The sequence below is a fragment of the Micromonospora zingiberis genome, from assembly GCF_004331455.1.
In the GTDB taxonomy this organism is placed as follows: Bacteria; Actinomycetota; Actinomycetes; order Mycobacteriales; family Micromonosporaceae; genus Micromonospora; species Micromonospora zingiberis.
This window is the reverse complement of sequence record NZ_SJJR01000001.1, coordinates 513888-531844: the sequence shown is the minus strand read 5'-3', so window position 1 is coordinate 531844 and position 17957 is coordinate 513888. Positions and strand designations below refer to the sequence as shown.

The following is a 17957-nucleotide window of genomic DNA, read 5'->3' as shown; positions in this document are numbered from 1 at the left end:
ATCTCCGAGCCGGGTTGCTACGTGTGTCGCAGCCGCCTCACTCCTCGGGTCGATGCTGCCCGGTCAACCGGGCCAGTTTGAGTCCCAGGTGCAGGCAGAGCCGCTCGTCGCCGTCCTTGAGGTCGGTGCCGGCGAGTTCCTCGATGCGTTGCAGTCGGTAGTAGAGCGTGGTGCGGTGCAGCCGCAGCCGGGCGGCGGTGGCGTGGGCGTTGCCGGCCTGGTCCAGATACCGTTCCAGTGTCGTCAACAGCACCTGGCTGCCCGGGGTGGCCAGTAGCCGGGCCAGCCCCGAATGCACGTCGGCCACCGTGAGCTGCTGGTCGCCGAGGCGGGCCAGCACCCGGTAGCTGCCCAGGCCGGACCAGAAGACCACCCGGCCCAGCGCCGGCAGTTGCGCACCGACCCGCGCCGCGTGCAGGGCCTCGACGTACGACTCGACCGCGTCGGCCAACCTCGGTCGCGCCTGGCCGACGCCGACCACGGTGCGTTCCACCGAGCCGAGGCTGCGGGTGACGTGTTGCAGGTCCTCGTCGAGTTGGCGGGCGGCGGCCTCCGGGGCGGGCCGACCGGCGGCCGGTTCGGCGGGCAACAGCAGCACCCCGTGGTCGTGCCGGACCAGGTGCAGGGCCTCCCGGATGCCGGCCCGGCGGCGGGCGGCCACCAGCGACTGCTCCAGCGCGATACGGGCCAGTTCGTCGGGTTGCCGGTGCGCGGGTGAGACGAGCCGGGCGACCAGCGCCGCCCGGGGGCCGTCGGCGGCGATCATCCCCGCCTCCAGCAGGGCCCGGGCCGCCTGGTCGCGGGTGTCCGGGCTGTCGGCGAGCAGCGTACGGGCCGCCTCGGTCTCGCTCTGCGCGGCCAGTTCGCCGAGCAGGTTCTCCCGGTACAGGGCCAGCGAGAGTTCCTTGAGCAGCCCGGTCGCCGTCAGGTCGACGTCGGTCATGGTGGCGTCGGGGTCGATGAACCACACGTAGCCGAGGAGCAGTTCGTGGTGGCGTACCGGCACGCACAGGCGGGGCAGCAGTCCCAACTCGGGTCGGGCGGGGGTGCGTACCGGCCCCCGGGCGTCGACGATGCCGAGATCGCGCAGCCAGGCGACGACCTCGGGGGCGTTCTGCCGGCGCAGGATCGAGGCCCGGCGGACCTCGTCGGTCAGGCCGGTCTGCTCGCTGTACACGACGACCCGCTGACGTCGGTCCTCGATCAGGGCGGGACGGCCGGCGTGGGCGGCGACGGCATCGACGATGCGTTGCAGTTCGCCCCGCACCAGGCCCCCTCTCACGTCACGGACCCTGGCGCGCGGCAGCCAACCCGCGCACCCCCGCCATGATCAGGATCCTGTCTACACCCGCAATAGGCGTTCAACCACGCTGATTCGTTACAGCTATGTGCATCATTCTCCCCTCCGCCGTCACATAGGCTCGACGTGATGAGCCGACCACCCCGCCGTGCCCCAGGTGACCTGCTGGTTCACCTGCGAAGGGCCCGCGACCACATGGACCGCCACTACACCGAGCCGTTGGAACTCACCGCCGTCGCGGCGGTCGCCGGCATCAGCAAGTATCACTTCCATCGCTTGTTCACCGTCACGTACGGGTGCTCACCCGCCGCGTACCTGTCACAGCGGCGCATCGAACGGGCTCAGGACCTGTTGCGGGCCACGAACCTCACGGTGACCGAGGTCTGTTACGCGGTCGGCTTCGCCAGCCTCGGCTCGTTCAGCAGCCGGTTCCGCGAACTCGTCGGCGAGCCACCGAGCGAGTTCCAGCGCCGCTGGGCGAGCAGCGGCGCGCCGCGCATCCCGGGCTGCTTCGTGTTCATGGTGGGATTCGCCGAGCGGCGCGGTGACGCCGCAAGCTAGGAGAAGTCGTCACCGCCTCGGCGTCGCCTAGCCTGGCCCCATGATTACCAACGTCTCGCTGACCAGCGTATTCGTCAAGGACATCGATGCCGCCAAGGCGTTCTACGTCGACGTGCTCGGCTTCGTCGAACGTACCGACATCACCATCGGTGACGGCTCCTACCGGTGGTGCACGGTCGGCCATCCCAGCCAGCCGGAACTGGAGGTGCACCTGACCCTGCCCGGCCCGCCGCTCTCGCCCGAGGTGGCCGAGCTGTTCCGCCGGGCGCAGGACGAGGGTGGCCTGTTCGCCGTCGGGCTCGCCGTCGACGACTGCCACAAGACCTACGACGACCTGCGGGCCAAGGGAGTGGAGTTCCTCCAGGAACCGGCGGAGCGCCCGTACGGCGTGGAGGCCGTCGCCCGCGACAACTCCGGCAACTGGCTGGTCCTGGTGGAGCACCGGGAGTTCACCCCGGCCGACTTCGACTGATCACCACAGCCCCGGCGTGGCGGCCACCCGCAGGAGGGCACGTGGGCGGATGCCGGCCACCGCCGCGGCCAATACCCTGACCGGCATGCGCGTCTTCGACATGATCGTCGATGAGCGGCGCCGGGCGGCTGATCTTTTCGACGGACTGACGGCCGACCAACTGCGTCAGCCGAGTCTGTGCGCGGGCTGGACGGTGCACGACGTCGCCGCTCACCTGATCACCTACCTACGGTTCGGCCAGTTGAAGATCTACACCGCCATCGTCACGACCGGCGCCGACTTCGACCGCTTCAACGTGTTGCTCACCCGCCGGGCCGCCCGGCTGCCGATCGAGGAGATCGTCGCCCGGCTGCGCCGCAACTCGGCTAGCCGGACCACGATCCCGCGGTCCGGCTACGACCCGGTCCTGACCGACCTGCTGTTGCACGACCTGGACGTGCGGGTCCCGCTGGGGCTCGACCGCGACACCCCGGAGCAGCGGCTCCGGGTGGCGTTCCGGCACCTGACCGAGCAGCCGTCGCCCGGGTACGCGTTGGGCGACCGCCTCCGGGGCCTGCGGCTGGAGGCGACCGACACCGGCTGGGTGCACGGCACGGGACCGGCAGTTCGGGGCCGCGCCGACGCCCTGCTGCTCGGCATCGGCGGGCGGCCGTGGGCCTTCGACCACCTGGCCGGTGACGGAGTGCCCCTGCTGCGGGCCCGGGTGCTGGGCCGAATCCGACCGGGGCTGGTCGGCCGGCTGATGGCACCGCTGCGGGTGCTCGCGAGCCCTCCGCCACGTGAGCGCCGGTCCCGCGAAGCGGGGGCGCCCGGGGCGGCGTGAACCTCGTGGCCGCCGTACCGTCCCGACGGACGCCTCGGGCCGGCCGGTCGCCCGTGATCGTGCCAGCGCCACGGCGCACCGGGCGATGACGTCGCCGAACACCGGGCCACGAGCGGCCCGGTGCCCGGCGGTGTCCGGTCAGTACCGCAGCTTGCGCAGGTAGCGGTAGCCGACCTCGGCGGTCTGCTGGGGCGTCACGTCCGGGGTGTCGTTCTCGACGATGTACTCCAGTACCGAGTGCCCCCGGAAGATCCGGGCAAAGTCGATCATCCCGGTGCCCAGGTCGGCCATGTCGCCGTCGGCGGCGTGCCGGTCCTTCACGTGGTACTGGAGGACCTGCTGCGGTGCACGGCGGATCACGTCCAGGGTGAAGCCCTCCGGGTCGGCCGCCCCGACACCGGACTGGATGCCGCCGGTCACCGCCCAGTAGATGTCGATCTCCAGGTGGACGAGCTTGGGGTCGAGTTCGGCGGTCAGCACGTCCCAGGGCGTACGGCCACCGCCGAGGTCGATGGTGAACTCGTGGGCGTGGTTGTGGTAGCCGTACCGCAGGCCCGCCCGGCGTGCCGCCGCGGCCTCCACGTTCATCTGCTCCGCCCAGCGCTTCCAGTCGTCGGCGCTCTCGGAGTACAGGTACGGCACCACCATGAACTTCTGGCCCAGGGTGACCGCGTTCTGGATCTTCTGCCGCAGCGCGGCGGCGTCGGCGCTGATCCCGTCGTGGCTGGAACTGGCCTTGATCCCGATGCCGTCCAGGAACCGGCGCAGCTGAGCAGCACTGCGGCCGAAGTAGCCGAGCGCCAACTCCACCTTCGGGTAGCCGATGCGGGCGAGATGTCTGAGGGTGGCGTCGTAGCCCGGTGCGCCGTTCAGCGCGTCACGGACCGTCCACAACTGGATGCTGATCAGGCCCGGCGGCACGTGCCGCCGACCGGTGCGACCGGGACCGGCGACCGCGGCGGTCGCCCCCACCCCGGACGCGACCAACCCCACCCCGGCGGCGGCCGCCAACGAACCGCGCAACAGGCCCCGTCGGTCGATGACGGACCGCCGCAGCGCGGCCTCGCCGTCGTACCCGTAACACATGTGGCACTCCTCTCGTGGTGCGTGACCCGGGACCGGGGTCCCCGGCCGGCTCGCGCCGGGCCAGGGACCCCGACCAGGGCTAGCGGGTGGGAACCAGGACGACCTCGGCGGTGCCGGTCAGCGGCGGCAGACCCTCACCACCCGGGTCGGTGTACGACGCGACGAACACGGCGGACAGGTTGTCGGTCGCCGGATCGTGCCCGGACGGCACCGTGGTGGTGATCGAACCGGTGCACCCGTTGGCGGTGGTCATCGGGTGACCGTGGTCGTCGTGGCCCAGGATGTAGGTCACGCTGACCCGGGCGCAGTCCACCGGCTGGTCGTCGGTGACCCGCACCTCGAACCGCACCACGTCACCGAAGGTGAACGGCTGCCCGACCACCGGGCTGACCAGTTCCACCACCGGCGCGGCGTTGCCGACCACCACCCGGACGGAGGCCGAGGCGGACCGTCCCTTCTGGTCGGTGACCTTCAGGGTCGCCTCGTAGATGCCGTTCTTGCGGTACGTGAACGTCGGGTTCGCCTCGCGCGAGTCGACCTTGTCGTCATCGTCGAGGTACCACTCGTACCGGAGTCGGTCACCGTCCGGGTCGGCGGTGCCCTCGCTGGAGAACTCCACGGTCAGCGGAGCGAGTCCGGCGGTCTGGGTGGCCGACACCTGCGGCACCGGGCTGTGGTTGCCGTCCCAGCCGATGTAGTCGATCCGGGCCAGCTGGGCGTCCGGGTTCTCGCTGAAGAAGCCGTCGCCGTACTCCAGCACGTAGAGCGCGCCGTCCGGGCCGAACTCCAGGTCCATCGGGTTGTCGAAGACCACCGACGGCAGCACCGACTCGATCCCGCGCAGCGCGCCGCGCCGGTCCAGCTCGAAGGCCTTCACGTAGTCGCGGGTCCACTCGTAGAACAGCGGCTTGCCGTCGTAGTACGCCGGCCACGCCACCGGGTTGCGGCCCCGCGTCGTACGGTGGTCGAACTGGTACGCCGGCCCGGCCATCGGCCCGATGCCGCCGGTGCCCAGCTCGGGGAAGTTCGGGGAGAGTCCGTAGCCGTACCAGACGTCCGGCTGTTCCACCCGGGGCAGCTTGCGCAGCCCGGTGTTGTGCGGCGACTCGTTGACCGGGGCGGCACAGTCGAACGGCTCGCCGGACTGGTTGGTGGCGAAGTCGTAGTCGCGGTACGGCAGATCCGGCGTGACACAGTACGGCCAGCCGTGGTTGCCCGCCTTACGGGCGGCGATCCACTTGCCCTGCCCGGCCGGCCCGCGCTGCGGGTTCGGCTGGCTCGCGTCGGGGGAGTAGTCGCCGACGTACAGCTCGTCGGTCTTGCGGTTCAGCTCGATCCGGAACGGGTTGCGCAGACCCATCAGGTAGATCTCCGGCCGGGTACCGGACGTGCCCTTCTTGAACAGGTTGCCGTCCGGGACGGTGTACGAGCCATCGGCGCGGACCTTGATCCGCAGGATCTTGCCGCGCAGGTCGTTGGTGTTGGCCGAGCTGCGTTGTGCGTCGTACGCCGGGTTGCGGCCGGGGCGCTCGTCGATCGGCGTGTACCCGCCGGACTCGAACGGGTTGGTGTCGTCGCCGGTGGACAGGTAGAGGTTGCCCTTGCTGTCGAAGACGATGTCCCCGCCGACGTGGCAGCAGATGCCCCGGTCGACCGGCACGTCGAGGATCTGCTGCTCGGTGCTCAGGTCCAGCTTGTCCTTGACCAGGCGGAAGCGGGAGAGCCGGATCAGCCCCTCGAAGGGCGCGAAGTCCTCCTCGGTGCCCCAGGTCGGCGCGTCACCCTCGTTCACGTCCGGGGTCGACGGGTCGTCGACCGGGGTGTCCATGGGCGGTGAGTAGTACAGGTAGACCCAGTTGTTGCCGCCCTTGCCGAAGTTCGGGTCGATCGCGACGTTCTGCAGGCCCTCCTCGTCGTGCTGGTACACGTCGAGGGTGGCGGCGATGGTGTTGCGACCGGTGGCGGGGTTGTGCAGCCACACCTGACCGGCGCGGGTCACGTGCAGCACCCGGCCGTCGGGGAGTACGGCGAGGTCCATCGGCTCGCCCGGCCGGTCGTTGAGGGTGACTTTCTGGAAGGCCGTCTCCGGGGGAGCGCTGGTGGCGTCCGGTGCGGCCATCGTCGGGGTCGGCGTCGCGGTGAGCGCGATGGTGGTCAGGCCGGCCACGGCGAGCGCGAGTCGTCTCTTCAACTGCCTCTCCTTCTACTGAGGACTGATCGGGGCAGGTCGCAGACGTACGGCTGGTTCCTCCTTGTGGGTGGGCAGCACGGAATCGCCCTTCGACGCCGCTTCGCGGGTCTGGGCGTGGGTTCTGATGGGTGTGGGGGGCGCCGGGGTGGTCGGATGGGTGGCGGTCACGGTCGAGGCACTGGCCCCCGTATCGGTTCACCTCGACGTAACATCTCGCCTGAAGCTAACAAAGCGGATGTCCATGTGTCTATGGCTTCCGACGGTCTGCGCCCAAACTTTCCGCTAAGACAGCGAAAGCGCCGTCCGTACAGTAAAAACCGCCCCCTGCTCGGCGTCCCGAGCGGAGGGCGGCAGGTCGGCGGCGCTCAGTCGTCGAGCCGGACCACCGCCGAGGCGGACAGCACGGCCCGGTCCGCGTCCAGCGCCCGCACCTGGAAGTACGGCCCCGGGCTCCCGGTGCCGACGGCCGTCTCGAACCCGCTCCGCATGGCGTGCTCGACCACCACCGCCAGCGACTCGGGATCCGGACCGGCCAGCACCTGCCACGCCCGGGTCACCGTCGACCCGTTCCACGACACGTGGACGACGCTCTGCCCGCCGACCCGACGCACCGCCGCAGCCGGCGGGTAGTACGGCGTGCCGACCCACTCCCCGCGTACGACCCGGTCGGAGACGTTCTCCCCGGGCATCCGCGCCTCGTAGAGCAGCCGGCCGTCGCCCGCGTACTCGGAGTAGTACTGACTCTGCCCCCACCCGACGAACTCGTTACCGTCCGGCAGCCCTTGCAGGCTGCCCGCCGACGACGCGTACACCGGCGGCCGGTGCGGATAGGCCCGCTCTACGGTCGCGGTGCGCTGGTCGAGGTCGAGCTGGAGGACCAGCCCACGGGACTGCTGCCCCGGCGTGCCACCCGACTGCTCGCAACAGCCGTTGTCGAACAGCCCGATCCGGTTGCCCACCCGGAAGCGGGCGTCGTGCTGCCAGGAGAAACTCGCCTGCGGCCCGAAGCTGAAGTCACTCTGCGCGCCACCGAGCCGCCACCGGATCTCCCCGCCGGCCCGGCCCACCGCGTACACCGTCGACATGTTCCGAGACGAGATCAGCAACTCCCCGTCCGGACCCTCGTCGATCGAGTTCAGGTGGTACGCGTCCCACACCCCACCGGTGCTCCACGCCTGCGCCGCCGGCACCCGCGACTCGGCCGGATCGACATGCTCACGGACGTTCCAGGAGAAGACCAGATCCCCGGTGGCCAGGTCCACCTCCTGCACCTCGCCGTTGAGGATCGCCCCGTCGGCCGGCCCACCGTACGCCCGCAGATCCGCCGGCTCGGCACGGGAGGCCAGGAACAGCGCGGTGCCCCGCCGGGTCAGCAGGAACTCGTGCCGGTCGGCGTGGAACCCGTTGCGGGCGGTGACCGTCTGCCGCAGCCGGTAACTCGAATCGAAGACGTAGTAGCAGCCACCCGGCCCGGTCGTACCCACCGGCGACGGCGAGCGCCGATCCGCGGCGGCGGGAGGCGTGATGGGGCCCTGCCACCAGGTCAACACCGGCTGCGCCGCGCCGGTCTGCGGGTCGTACCAGGTCTGCACCCTGAAATCGGCATTCTGTAGCCCCGGCGACGGCAACGGCCGGAACCACACCGGATCACCGCCGCCGTCGAGGATCAACGCCCCGGTCTGGCCGACCATCGCCGATTCGCTGTACGGAGCGACGAAGACCTGACCAGCAGCGGTGCCCGACCGGTGCGTGCTGACGGCGACCCGCATCGGACGCAGATGCGGCGCCGACACGAAACTCCACACCTGCCTGCCCGAGGTGATCGACGGCTGCCCGGCCGAATCGTCAGCCGAGGATGTCTCGTTCGCACACGGCGCCGGCTGCGTCTCGTACCCGGGCGGCTCCGGCGGCCCGTCGGCCTCCACGCCGCCCCCGGCGTCCGCAGAGCCCCCGGCGTCTGCGGTGCCCCCAGCGTCCGTGGTGCCCCCGGAGTCCGTGGTGCCCCCGGAGTCCGTGGTGCCCCCGGAGTCCGTGGTGCCCCCGGAGTCCGTGGTGCCCCCGGAGTCCGTGGTGCCTCCGGCCGACGTGGGCCCTCCCGGGTCCGTCGATCCGCCGGGTCCTGCGGCAGCCTCCGGCGATGCGCTGGCATTGGTGGCCGGAGCGGCACGCGGCGCCAGGCCGCTGCAACCCGCCCCGCCGGCACCCGCGAGCATGACGGCAGCCAGCACGAGCGCCGCCGGCAGCCGCCGGCTAAGACTGCTCGCGGTACGGCTCGTCCGCATGTTCGGATCCGACACCACTGCCCCCGTACCCCGGAGGGAAGGTGAATTACTCTCCTGCCCGGCCAAGCTACCATTTTCCGGTCACGCCGGGGCGGACTCCGAACCCACCCTCCGGCCGTACCTCGTCATGGTTCTCCCTTCCGGCTGGGCCGACTGGTCGCGCTGCCGGGTATTCGACGCCGGTAGGGTTCGACCTTGTGGAGGAACCGAATGACCGTGGGTTGGCGGACCTTGCGGACCAGCTACGCCGGTTTGCCGACGCGCGGGACTGGCAGCGGTTCCACACCCCGAAGAACTTGGCAATGGCACTCGCCGGGGAAGTGGGCGAACTACTGGCGGAACTACAGTGGCTCACTCCGGAGGAGTCTGTCGGCATGATGGCTGACGCGGATCATGCCGACCGGGTACGGGCCGAGATTGGCGACGTCATGATCTACCTGGCCCGACTGGCCGACGTGCTGGGAATTGACCTTGTAGCGGCGGCCAACGACAAACTCGCGGACGCGGCCCGACGCTATCCGGTCGAGCGGGCATTCGGGACAGCGGCCAAGGCTCGGTCGTCCGACACTCCTGGCTAGCCACTACCGCCTTGATCCGACTCGGTAAGGTGCTCAGAGCCAAGCGGTCCGACGGGCTTCCGGTGCACGGATATGCCCCCCATCCGCACGATTACTTCGTGCTGCCTGGGGGCACCTGCCAATGTCGGCGTTCCGTACGTCCGCAGCCAACCTGCTGCGTCTCGCCACCGAGGGCACACTCGCCGACCGTATCGCCGAGCACCTGCGAGCAATGCGCCACGGCGTGAGCCCGGCCGAGCAGCGCTCGTGGAAATCCAGCCTGCTGGTGCTGGCGCAGGATCTCGCCGATGCGGGCCTCGGTCAGGTCGAGGTACTGGTCGAGTATCAGCTGCCGTTGACGAGCCGGCGTATCGACGCGGTGCTCGCCGGAGTCGATCCGCGTAGCGGGGATGATTCCTATCTGGTTGTCGAGCTGAAACAGTGGTCGTATGCCACCGCGTACGAGGAATCGGACACCCTGGTCGCCGTAGAGCATGCACGCGGAGCGCGACTCCATCCGGGCCAACAGGTTGCTGACTACTGCCAATATCTCATCGACTTCCTGGGCGTTCTGGGCCGCCAGCAATATCCGCTGCACGGCGCGGCCTACCTGCACAACGCCGTCGACCGGGACGTTGCCGATCTGCTCGACCGGCCGGTCACCGAGCAGAGCCGTCTGTTCACCAAGCAGCGGCGCGGGCAGTGGCTTGACTATCTACAGTCGCGGTTCGCACCGGCCTCCGGTGCGACCGCCGCAGATCGGTTCCTCACCAGCACCGTCCGACCCAGCCGGCACCTGTTGCGGTACGCCGCGCAGGAGCTCAAGGAAAGGCCGCAGTTCACCCTGATCGACGAGCAGCGCGTGGCGTACGAGTTGGTGCTGCACGCGGTCGAGCGGGCCAGGACGACGAACCGCAAACGGGCGGTGGTGGTGGCGGGTGGACCGGGTAGCGGCAAGAGCGTCATCGCGCTGTCGGTGATGGGCGAGTTGGCCCGTCAGGGCCGGTCGGTGCTGCACGCCACCGGCTCCCGGGCCTTCACCCAGACCCTGCGCCGATACGCGGGACGCGGTTCGACCCGGCTACAGGGGATGTTCAAGTACTTCAACAGCTTCATGGATGCCGGGGCCAACGACATCGAGGTGCTGCTCTGTGACGAGGCCCATCGGATCCGGGAAACCTCGGTCAACCGTTTCACGCCGAAGACCCGCCGGGACAGGGCCCGCCCGCAGTTGGACGAGCTGATCTCGGCCGCGCGGGTGCCGGTCTTCCTGCTCGATGAGCACCAGGTGGTCAAACCTGGCGAGTTGGGCAACGTCGAGGTCATTTCGGCGTACGCCGAGAAGCTGGGCCTGGAGGTCGAGGTCGTCTCGCTGCATGACCAGTTCCGGTGCGGCGGCAGTACGGCGTACGAGGAGTGGGTGCTCAAGCTGCTCGGCCTCGACGCCGGTGGACCAATTGTGTGGGCTGGCGACGGCAAGTTCGACCTGCGGCTCGCGGAGTCACCGACACAGTTGGAGGAGTTCCTCCGGACTCGCCAGCGTCTGGCGGGAGCGCCCGGCGAGCCCGGACAGACCGCCCGGATGTCTGCCGGCTACTGCTGGCCCTGGAGCGACCCTCGGCGCGATGGCAGCCTGGTACCGGATGTGGTGCTCGGTGACTGGGAGCGCCCGTGGAACGTCAAGAGCGATCGCAGCGTGGGTGACGCTCCCGGCAGCCCTTTCTGGGCCACCGACCCCAACGGCTTCGGCCAGGTGGGCTGCGTCTACACCGCCCAGGGCTTCGAGTACGACTGGTCCGGCGTCATCCTTGGGCCCGACCTGGTGGCTCGCGGCGGTCAGCTGGTGGCCCGGCGGGCCGAGTCGAAGGATCCGGCACTGCGTAGCCGCAAGGCCGTCAGTGAGGACGAAGCCGACCGGCTGATCCGCAACACCTACAAGGTGCTGCTTACGCGTGGCATGCGCGGGACGATCATCTATTCCAGTGACCCGGAAACCCGTGAGTTTCTCGCTGGTCTGGTGAAACCCGTCCGCGGGGTGGAGACGCACTACGAACAGAGCGGCGCCCCGGAGGCCGGGTAGCCGCTCGTGTCCCTGCACCCTCGGTGGGAGGGCATCGCGTGACCGCCGGTGTTGGCCAGCGTGGCCGCGCTGCCATCGTCCGCCCCGTAAGGCGACGCAATCTGGAATTTGCGGCTCGTGGAATTAGAAAGATCGTGAGCTGCTGTCGGATTTTTTCCAGCGATATTCCGGCGAGATTCTTCGACTATAGTCGATTGCTCGACGACGTCACTCGAACATTGCTGGGCGGGCCATGCGACTGCTGGAGACGGACGGTGGAACCCAGATCGCCGCCGACCAGATTCCCGCTATTCTTGCCCGTGACGGCATTGTACTGATCAAGCAGGGGGGTGTCGCCGAAGTCCGGGAGTTGCTCGACACCTGGACGGAGCCTGTTGACCATCCGCATCAAGCAGGTGCAGGGCTCACGATCATTTCGCCGCGAGAGGTGCCTGATCATCTGGAAAACGTTGCGGGTTTCTCTCGCGGCCTCCTGTCGCCGCACACAGATCGAAGCCTCCACGACCAGCCGCCCAGCCTGGTTGCCGCCTTGATGGTGTCCGGTGCGCCCGATGGCGGAGAAGGGGTCCTGGTCGATGGGGCGCGCGTCCTACGGCAACTCCGTCTCGATCATGCCGAGTCGGTGTTGGCCGGGTTGCGGTTGGTCACTGCTGAGGGTGCGCGTGATGTCGCTGTCCTGGATATGCGAACTGGTCTCATCAGGATTCGCTACCGCGATGACGATGTTGCCCAGCCGCACAGCACCTATGGACCGGGGGATCCGGCCGCGGAATTCCGGCACCTGGTTCGCGTCACCGCGAGGACCGTCCATCTTGCTGCGGGGGACGGATACCTGATCCATAATCATCGAATACTGCACGGACGGGCGGAGTTCAGCGGTGATCGGCTTCTCGTGCGGCTACTCGCCAAGGTCAAAAGCGGCCATCCTTATGCATGGCTGAATCGGGGGTTCCAGCGTGCGGATTCCTAGGGCCCGATCGGCTCCGACGGCAAGTCTCGCGCGGGCCCGGCTCGCCACGGATCTGGCGAAGACGCGACCAGCCGATGCGGAATTTCCGCTGGCCATCCGTGCGGTAATGGAGGCACATCCAGAGCCAGAGCCGGCGCTGCGGGCGATCCTCGACGATCGGGCCGCGCGAGCGCGGACCCGCTTCGCGGCACTGTACGCGCTGTTGCTGCGCCTACGTCGGGAGGAACGCCACGCGGAGTACGCTGCGGTGGTACGCCAGCACGAGGCAGAGTTCGGAGCCGAGCCGTATTTTCACACGTTCCGGGCGATCGCTGCGCGCACTCGGGGTGACCTTGCCTCCCTTCGAAGCGCCGTCGAGTATTCCCGCCACGCGGTCGCAGCCATGCCGGATGTGCCGGCGGTGGTGCACCAACTGGCCGCCTTCTGGGTCGAGTATCTGGAACGACTCGAAACACCACAGCGCCCTCACGAACTCGATGAGGTCGAGCGCCACATCGACCGTGCGATCAGCCTGTCGCAGGGCAGGGTGGCTCACTACTTCGAGACGAAGGGCCGGGTGCTGGCGCTGCGTGGAGAGTTCGAGGCGGCTCGCTCTGCGGTGGCGCAGGCCATCGAGTTGGAGCCGAGATCCGCCCGCGACTATCTGCGTCGACTGACGCAGTACCAGGCCACTCGGGTCCGTATCGACCTGATGCAGGAACGGGCGCGGTGGGCCCAGGCCCACGAACGTTTCCGTACCGAGCTTGCCGAGTTCAAGACCCAGCAACTTCAACTGCTTGGCCTGCTGGCGGCGGTCGTCGCGTTCATCGCCACCGGTGGGAACATCGCGAGTCAGACCGGAGGAATCGACGGCATCCGGCTGATGCTCGTGGCCTCCGGCGCGGTCGGTGTGGTGTTCGGTACGTTCTCTCTTGTCAATAACAGTCGGATACGCCGAGTGGTAGTGGCAGTTGCGTTCGGCTGTGCGCTGATCGGGGCGGGGATCTTCTTACCCGCCTCGTGGATGTCATGAGGGACGGCGACCGGTGCGGATGCGAACGGCGATATCAACGGCAGGTGGCGTACGGACGAACGAAGACCGGGTCGGCTATGGAGGGACTCTCGCCTGGGTGATCGATGGGGCCACCGACCTGTATCAGGAGGCCGCGCTACCTGCCGAAAGCGATGTGCAGTGGCTGGTGGACACCATCGGTCAATACTTGTCCGAGGCCGGCGCCGACGGGTATCGGGGCTCGGCCGCCACGCTGCTCGAGGCGGTTGCCGATGATGTCGCTGAGCGGCAGGCGGCCCTGAAATTTCCGGCCGAGCGAGTGCCACCGGCATGCTCGATCGCGCTCTGCGTCGACCAGGGCACCAGTTATGACATCAGCCGAATCGGCGATGCGACAGCCGTGATCGCAGGTCGTGAGCCCTCCGTGCTGGCCACCGGGTATTTTGACCGCCGCGAAGCGGCGGCGGTCGCAGCCCGTGAAAAGGATCCCGAACGGGTTACCGCCGCCATGCACGAGCGGCGGCTGTACACCATGACTTCCGGCGACAGCGAATCCATCTTCTCCGGTCATCTGCGACGCCGCTTGCGCCCGCACGGTGTCGCAGGCACCTGGGCGGCAACCGACGCCGTCCTGCTCTGCACGGACGGCTTCGCCCGGCTGATCACCGACTACCAGATCTACCGGGACTGGGCAGACGTGATCCTGCATGCCTTGGACCACGGCCTGCCGTACCTGGAGAAGCTGATCCGGGAGGCCGAGAACCGGCCCACACAAGGGGCGGGCCGGTTCAAACGAGCCGATGATGTGGCTGCCGTGCTACTCACCCCGAACTGAGTCCACGCCCTGCTGCTCGAGAGTTCGCCGGAGGCCCGCTCCCCGCAACCCATGAGGATCCGTATGACCGAACATCCCCCGTACCTTGTCGAACGCAATCCAGGCTACTTCGAGTATCAGTTGCCGATCTCGGTGAAGCTGGTTGTCGACTACCACGGCCGGGTGCCGCTGCTCAAGAACGAGCGAGACGAGTGGGAGCTACCCGGCGGCAAGCTCGAAGTCGGTGAGACACCCGAGGATGGCGTCTGCCGAGAGGTCGCCGAGGAACTCGGCCTTACGGTAGCCAGCGTCGACATCGTGGACACCTGGGTTTACGAGATCACGCCATTGCGGCACGTCTTCATCGTCAGCTACGGCGCGAGATATATGGGGTCGGAGGATCTCGCATATTCGGCCGAACACAAGGACCTCGGCGTGTTCGGGTACGACGAGGTGGTGGGTCTGCACATGCCCGAGCCGTACAAGAGGACCATCGCCCGCTGGCGAGACCTCCTCGTCTGATCGCAGCGTCTTCGCGCGGGTGAGTCGTCACCCTTGAGGAGCCGAACCCGTATCCGAGGACTGGCAGCTCGCCGATCCCGCCGGCTCACCCCTATCCGTCGTGCGCGAGGTCCGCGATCGGATCCGGGCCCGCGTCACCGGTCTCCTTGCCGAACTGACCACTCTCGACCGCCTCGCCGGCGGCCGGTGTTGAACGCGCGATCCGTGCAGGCGCCGGCGTGCACCGCTGATCTACGATCCAGCGGTCCGGCCAGCACCCAGGGATGGTCAACATGTCCGATGACACCGATCTGCGCGTCCGCCACCTCGACACCCTCCAGGCGACCATCGGTCGTCTGTCCCAGCACTCCTTCACCATTCGCGGCTGGACGGTCACCGTGGTGTCGGCCGTCTTCGCGCTGTTGACCACCCAGTCCGGTGCCTCGTCCCACGTGACCCTGCTCGCCCTGTTGCCGACCGCCATCTTCTGGGGGTTGGATGCCTACTACCTGCACCAGGAGCGCCTCTACCGGCGGCTCTATGCCGCCGCCGCAAATCGCCTGACCGACCCGGCCAGCCCGGACGTGATCCCGTTCGACATGAACACCACCCCGTTCCGGGCCACCACCCCCAGTTGGGTGCGGACGCTGGTCACGCCGACGGTGGCGGCCATTCCGGTGGTGCTGACCTTCGCCATTCTCGCCACCTGGATGGTCGCCGTCGCCGCCGACCGGTGACGCCCGCGTTACCGCGACGACGCATCGGCGAAATCCGTCACTGAGATCGTCACCCATCGATCTTGTGTGAGGGAGGCGACGGTGACCACACCAACGACGCGGCGCCAGTTCCTACAGGCGGTCGGGGTGTCCGGCGGAGCGGGTGTCCTCTACGGCACCATGGGTGCCCTGGGCCTGACGCCGGCCGCGCAGGCGGCACCGGCGTTCCGGGCCCCCGAACGCTCCGACTTCACCCTCACCGGCCGGACCACGAAATCCGTCCTCGTCCTCGGCGCCGGCATCGCCGGCCTGGCGACCGCGTACGAGCTTGGCAAGGCGGGCTACCAGGTGCGGATCCTGGAGGCGCGCAGCCGTCCCGGCGGTCGCAACTGGACGGTGCGCGGTGGCACCGTGGAAACGGACCTGGACGGGCAGACCCAGCGGGCCCGGTTCACCGGTGGCCAGTACCTCAACGCCGGGCCGGCGCGGATCGCCCAGCACATGGTGACCCTGGACTACTGCCGGGAGCTGGGCGTGCCGGTCGAGGTCTTCGGCAACCAGAACGCGGACAGCTATTACTTCAACGACAACGTCGGTGCGCTCTCCGGCCGGCCGATCCGGCACCGGGAGGCCAAGGCCGATGTCTACGGCTACGTCTCCGAACTGCTCGCCAAGGCCACCGACCAGGGCACCCTCGACGGGTACCTGACCGGTGAGGACAAGGAACGGCTGCTGGAGTTCCTGCGCGGGTTCGGCGCCATCGGCGGCCGGGTGGCCGGCGACCCGGCGGCCAGTTGGCGGTACGCGGGCACCAACCGGCGTGGCTACGAGGTGGAGCCGGGTGCCGGCTTCGAGGCGGGTACGCCGAAGCTCACCCCGTACCCGCTGGCCGACGTGCTGGCCAGCGGTGTCGGCCGGTACATCTCCTTCGAGTTCGGCTACGACCAGGCGATGCTGATGTTCCAGCCGGTGGGTGGGATGGACCGCATCGCGTACGCCCTGGAGGAGGCCGTGGGTCGGCGCCTCATCACCTACGGCGCCGAGGTCCGGTCCATCTCGAACACCGGCTCCGGTGTTTCCGTGGTCTACGCCGGAGCCGACGGCCGGACGCGGACCGCCACCGCGGACTTCTGTGTCTGCACGATTCCGCCGCAGGTGCTGGCGAAGATCCCGTCGAACCTCGCCGAGCCGGTCCGGACCGCCCTGGCGTACGCCGTCCCGAACGCCACCGGGAAGATCGGGTTGCAGTACCGCCGGCGGTGGTGGGAGCAGGACGAGAACATCTACTCCGGCATCACCAACACCAACCTGGACCTGGCCGCGATCTGGTACCCGTCGTACGGCTACCACGGTGCCAAGGGCCTGGTCGTCGGGTACTACAACACCGGGGCCAACGCCCGGGCGTACGCCGCCCTGTCACCGGCCGAGCGGGAGGCCCGCGCGGTCGCGCAGGGAGTCCGGATCCACGGCGAGAAGTACCGCACCGAGCTGGAGACCTCGTTCTCGGTGGCCTGGGACCGCACCCGTTACTCCGAGGGCGGCTGGGTGTCGTGGCCGTCGCGCACCAGCGGCGGGCACTACGGCCGGCTGCTGGAGCCCGACGGCCGGGTGTACTTCGCCGGTGACCACCTCAGCCACTACATCGCCTGGCAGGCCGGGGCGTTCGAGTCGGCCCGCAAGGTCGTCACCGACCTGCACACCCGGGTCATGTCGAGCTGACCGCGCGACCAGCTCCGACCCGGCCGGAAGCCGATCGAAGACCGCTCCGACCCGGCCGGGAGCCGCTCGACGGCGGCTCAGCCGGGGCGGTGATTGTTGGCGCGACCGACCCGCTGGATGAGCGCCTCGACCCAGCGTTCGAACCGGCTGCTGCTGCCACCGCCGAGCAGCCCGGTCAGGTCGTCCTCGGTCACCCCACCCCGGGCGGCCAGCGACTCGACGAGCGTGCGCAGCCGGCGGTGGTCGTCGTCGGCCGGGCCCTCGCTGAAGCTGCCCGTGCCCAGGTGCCGCTGCACGTCCTGGAGGATGTCCATCATCTGCGGCAGGGTCTCGATGATCTGGGACAGGCCGGCCTCGCGCGGGCTGGACGACCCGCGTAGCTCTTGCAGGGTGAGGGCGACCGACATCGGGGTGACGATGTCGGCACCCTCACCGAAGGCGTCGATGGCCCGACCGAGCTGGTCCTTGGCGTTGTGCACGCTGTCCAGGTCGGTGTGGTCGACCAGGATCACCCGCATGCCCTGCACGTCGAACGGCAGTTGTTGGTCCTTCGCCAGCAGCTGCACGAACGGCTTGCGCAGCGCGTGCCGGACCGCCAGCTCGTAGAAGACGTTCGGGTTCTGGTCGGTGAGGTCGGCGATGACCAGGTCGTTCTGGATGATCCGGTCCAGCACCTGGGAGGTGATCAGGCCAGCGCGTTCGATTTCGTCGCCACGTACCGCGACGTAGCCGCGCTTCTCCACCACCGGCCGGATGACGTGCTTGAGGATCTGGTCGCTGCGTTTGCGGATGTCCGAGCCCTCCGGGCCGATCGGTGCGATCACGAAGCACTCACGGCGCGTCGGCTGGTCGATACCCTCCCCCATGGACACAGCGTAATGGAGACCAGCGATA

General features: G+C 68.9%; 16 protein-coding genes. 11 read left to right on the top strand and 5 right to left on the bottom strand.

Going from position 1 to position 17957, the window contains the following annotated elements:
- Nucleotides 1-37 precede the first annotated feature (37 nt).
- The gene (locus E0H26_RS02315; RefSeq protein ID WP_131300212.1) at nucleotides 38-1282 is read right to left on the bottom strand and encodes a PucR family transcriptional regulator; all 1245 of its coding nucleotides are present in this window, start codon (nucleotides 1280-1282) and stop codon (nucleotides 38-40) included.
- A 147-nt stretch (nucleotides 1283-1429) separates the two neighbouring features.
- Here E0H26_RS02315 and E0H26_RS02310 point away from each other — a divergent pair, with 147 nt between their 5' ends.
- From E0H26_RS02310 to E0H26_RS02300, 3 genes are all read left to right on the top strand, one after another.
- A complete protein-coding gene (locus E0H26_RS02310; RefSeq protein ID WP_131300210.1) occupies nucleotides 1430-1861 on the top strand; it encodes a helix-turn-helix domain-containing protein in 432 nt (143 codons plus the stop codon).
- Nucleotides 1862-1901: 40 nt separating this feature from the next.
- Complete coding sequence (locus E0H26_RS02305; protein WP_131300208.1) at nucleotides 1902-2333, top strand: VOC family protein; 432 nt, start codon at nucleotides 1902-1904, stop codon at nucleotides 2331-2333.
- 85 nt (nucleotides 2334-2418) lie between these two features.
- Nucleotides 2419-3156: a maleylpyruvate isomerase family mycothiol-dependent enzyme gene (locus tag E0H26_RS02300; protein WP_165521737.1), complete on the top strand. Its 738-nt coding sequence runs from the start codon at nucleotides 2419-2421 to the stop codon at nucleotides 3154-3156.
- A 138-nt stretch (nucleotides 3157-3294) separates the two neighbouring features.
- Here E0H26_RS02300 and E0H26_RS02295 read toward each other — a convergent pair whose 3' ends face one another.
- The 3 genes from E0H26_RS02295 to E0H26_RS02285 all read right to left on the bottom strand — a co-directional run bounded on the left by E0H26_RS02295 (nucleotide 3295) and on the right by E0H26_RS02285 (nucleotide 8226).
- Nucleotides 3295-4242, bottom strand: a complete 948-nt coding sequence (locus tag E0H26_RS02295; RefSeq protein ID WP_131300204.1) for a sugar phosphate isomerase/epimerase family protein — start codon at nucleotides 4240-4242, stop codon at nucleotides 3295-3297.
- Between the two features lie 79 nt (nucleotides 4243-4321).
- Entirely contained in the window at nucleotides 4322-6433 is a 2112-nt protein-coding gene (locus E0H26_RS02290; RefSeq protein WP_131300202.1) for a PQQ-dependent sugar dehydrogenase, read from the bottom strand.
- Nucleotides 6434-6798: 365 nt separating this feature from the next.
- On the bottom strand, nucleotides 6799-8226 hold the full coding sequence (locus E0H26_RS02285; protein WP_206024808.1) for an arylsulfotransferase family protein: 1428 nt from the start codon (nucleotides 8224-8226) through the stop codon (nucleotides 6799-6801).
- Between the two features lie 686 nt (nucleotides 8227-8912).
- Between E0H26_RS02285 and E0H26_RS02275 the strand changes: the two genes are divergently transcribed.
- The 8 genes from E0H26_RS02275 (at nucleotide 8913) to E0H26_RS02240 (ending at nucleotide 17063) form a co-directional block, all read left to right on the top strand.
- On the top strand, nucleotides 8913-9293 hold the full coding sequence (locus E0H26_RS02275; protein ID WP_240741970.1) for a nucleotide pyrophosphohydrolase: 381 nt from the start codon (nucleotides 8913-8915) through the stop codon (nucleotides 9291-9293).
- 121 nt (nucleotides 9294-9414) lie between these two features.
- A complete protein-coding gene (locus E0H26_RS02270; RefSeq protein WP_131300200.1) occupies nucleotides 9415-11352 on the top strand; it encodes a DUF2075 domain-containing protein in 1938 nt (645 codons plus the stop codon).
- A gap of 232 nt (nucleotides 11353-11584) precedes the next feature.
- Nucleotides 11585-12322 carry a TauD/TfdA family dioxygenase gene (locus E0H26_RS02265; protein WP_131300198.1) on the top strand — a complete coding sequence of 246 codons (738 nt, stop codon included), beginning with the start codon at nucleotides 11585-11587 and terminating at the stop codon, nucleotides 12320-12322.
- On the top strand, nucleotides 12309-13334 hold the full coding sequence (locus tag E0H26_RS02260; protein ID WP_131300196.1) for a hypothetical protein: 1026 nt from the start codon (nucleotides 12309-12311) through the stop codon (nucleotides 13332-13334). The genes E0H26_RS02265 and E0H26_RS02260 overlap by 14 nt, the downstream gene beginning before the upstream one ends.
- A 19-nt stretch (nucleotides 13335-13353) precedes the next feature.
- The gene (locus E0H26_RS02255; protein ID WP_276320373.1) at nucleotides 13354-14148 is read left to right on the top strand and encodes a protein phosphatase 2C domain-containing protein; all 795 of its coding nucleotides are present in this window, start codon (nucleotides 13354-13356) and stop codon (nucleotides 14146-14148) included.
- Nucleotides 14149-14211: 63 nt separating this feature from the next.
- Nucleotides 14212-14649, top strand: a complete 438-nt coding sequence (locus tag E0H26_RS02250; protein WP_131300192.1) for an NUDIX hydrolase — start codon at nucleotides 14212-14214, stop codon at nucleotides 14647-14649.
- Between the two features lie 272 nt (nucleotides 14650-14921).
- Nucleotides 14922-15365 carry a hypothetical protein gene (locus E0H26_RS02245; protein ID WP_131300190.1) on the top strand — a complete coding sequence of 148 codons (444 nt, stop codon included), beginning with the start codon at nucleotides 14922-14924 and terminating at the stop codon, nucleotides 15363-15365.
- Between the two features lie 81 nt (nucleotides 15366-15446).
- The gene (locus tag E0H26_RS02240; RefSeq protein WP_131300188.1) at nucleotides 15447-17063 is read left to right on the top strand and encodes a flavin monoamine oxidase family protein; all 1617 of its coding nucleotides are present in this window, start codon (nucleotides 15447-15449) and stop codon (nucleotides 17061-17063) included.
- Between the two features lie 77 nt (nucleotides 17064-17140).
- Here E0H26_RS02240 and E0H26_RS02235 read toward each other — a convergent pair whose 3' ends face one another.
- Nucleotides 17141-17929 carry a hypothetical protein gene (locus tag E0H26_RS02235; RefSeq protein WP_131300186.1) on the bottom strand — a complete coding sequence of 263 codons (789 nt, stop codon included), beginning with the start codon at nucleotides 17927-17929 and terminating at the stop codon, nucleotides 17141-17143.
- Nucleotides 17930-17957: the final 28 nt, after the last annotated feature.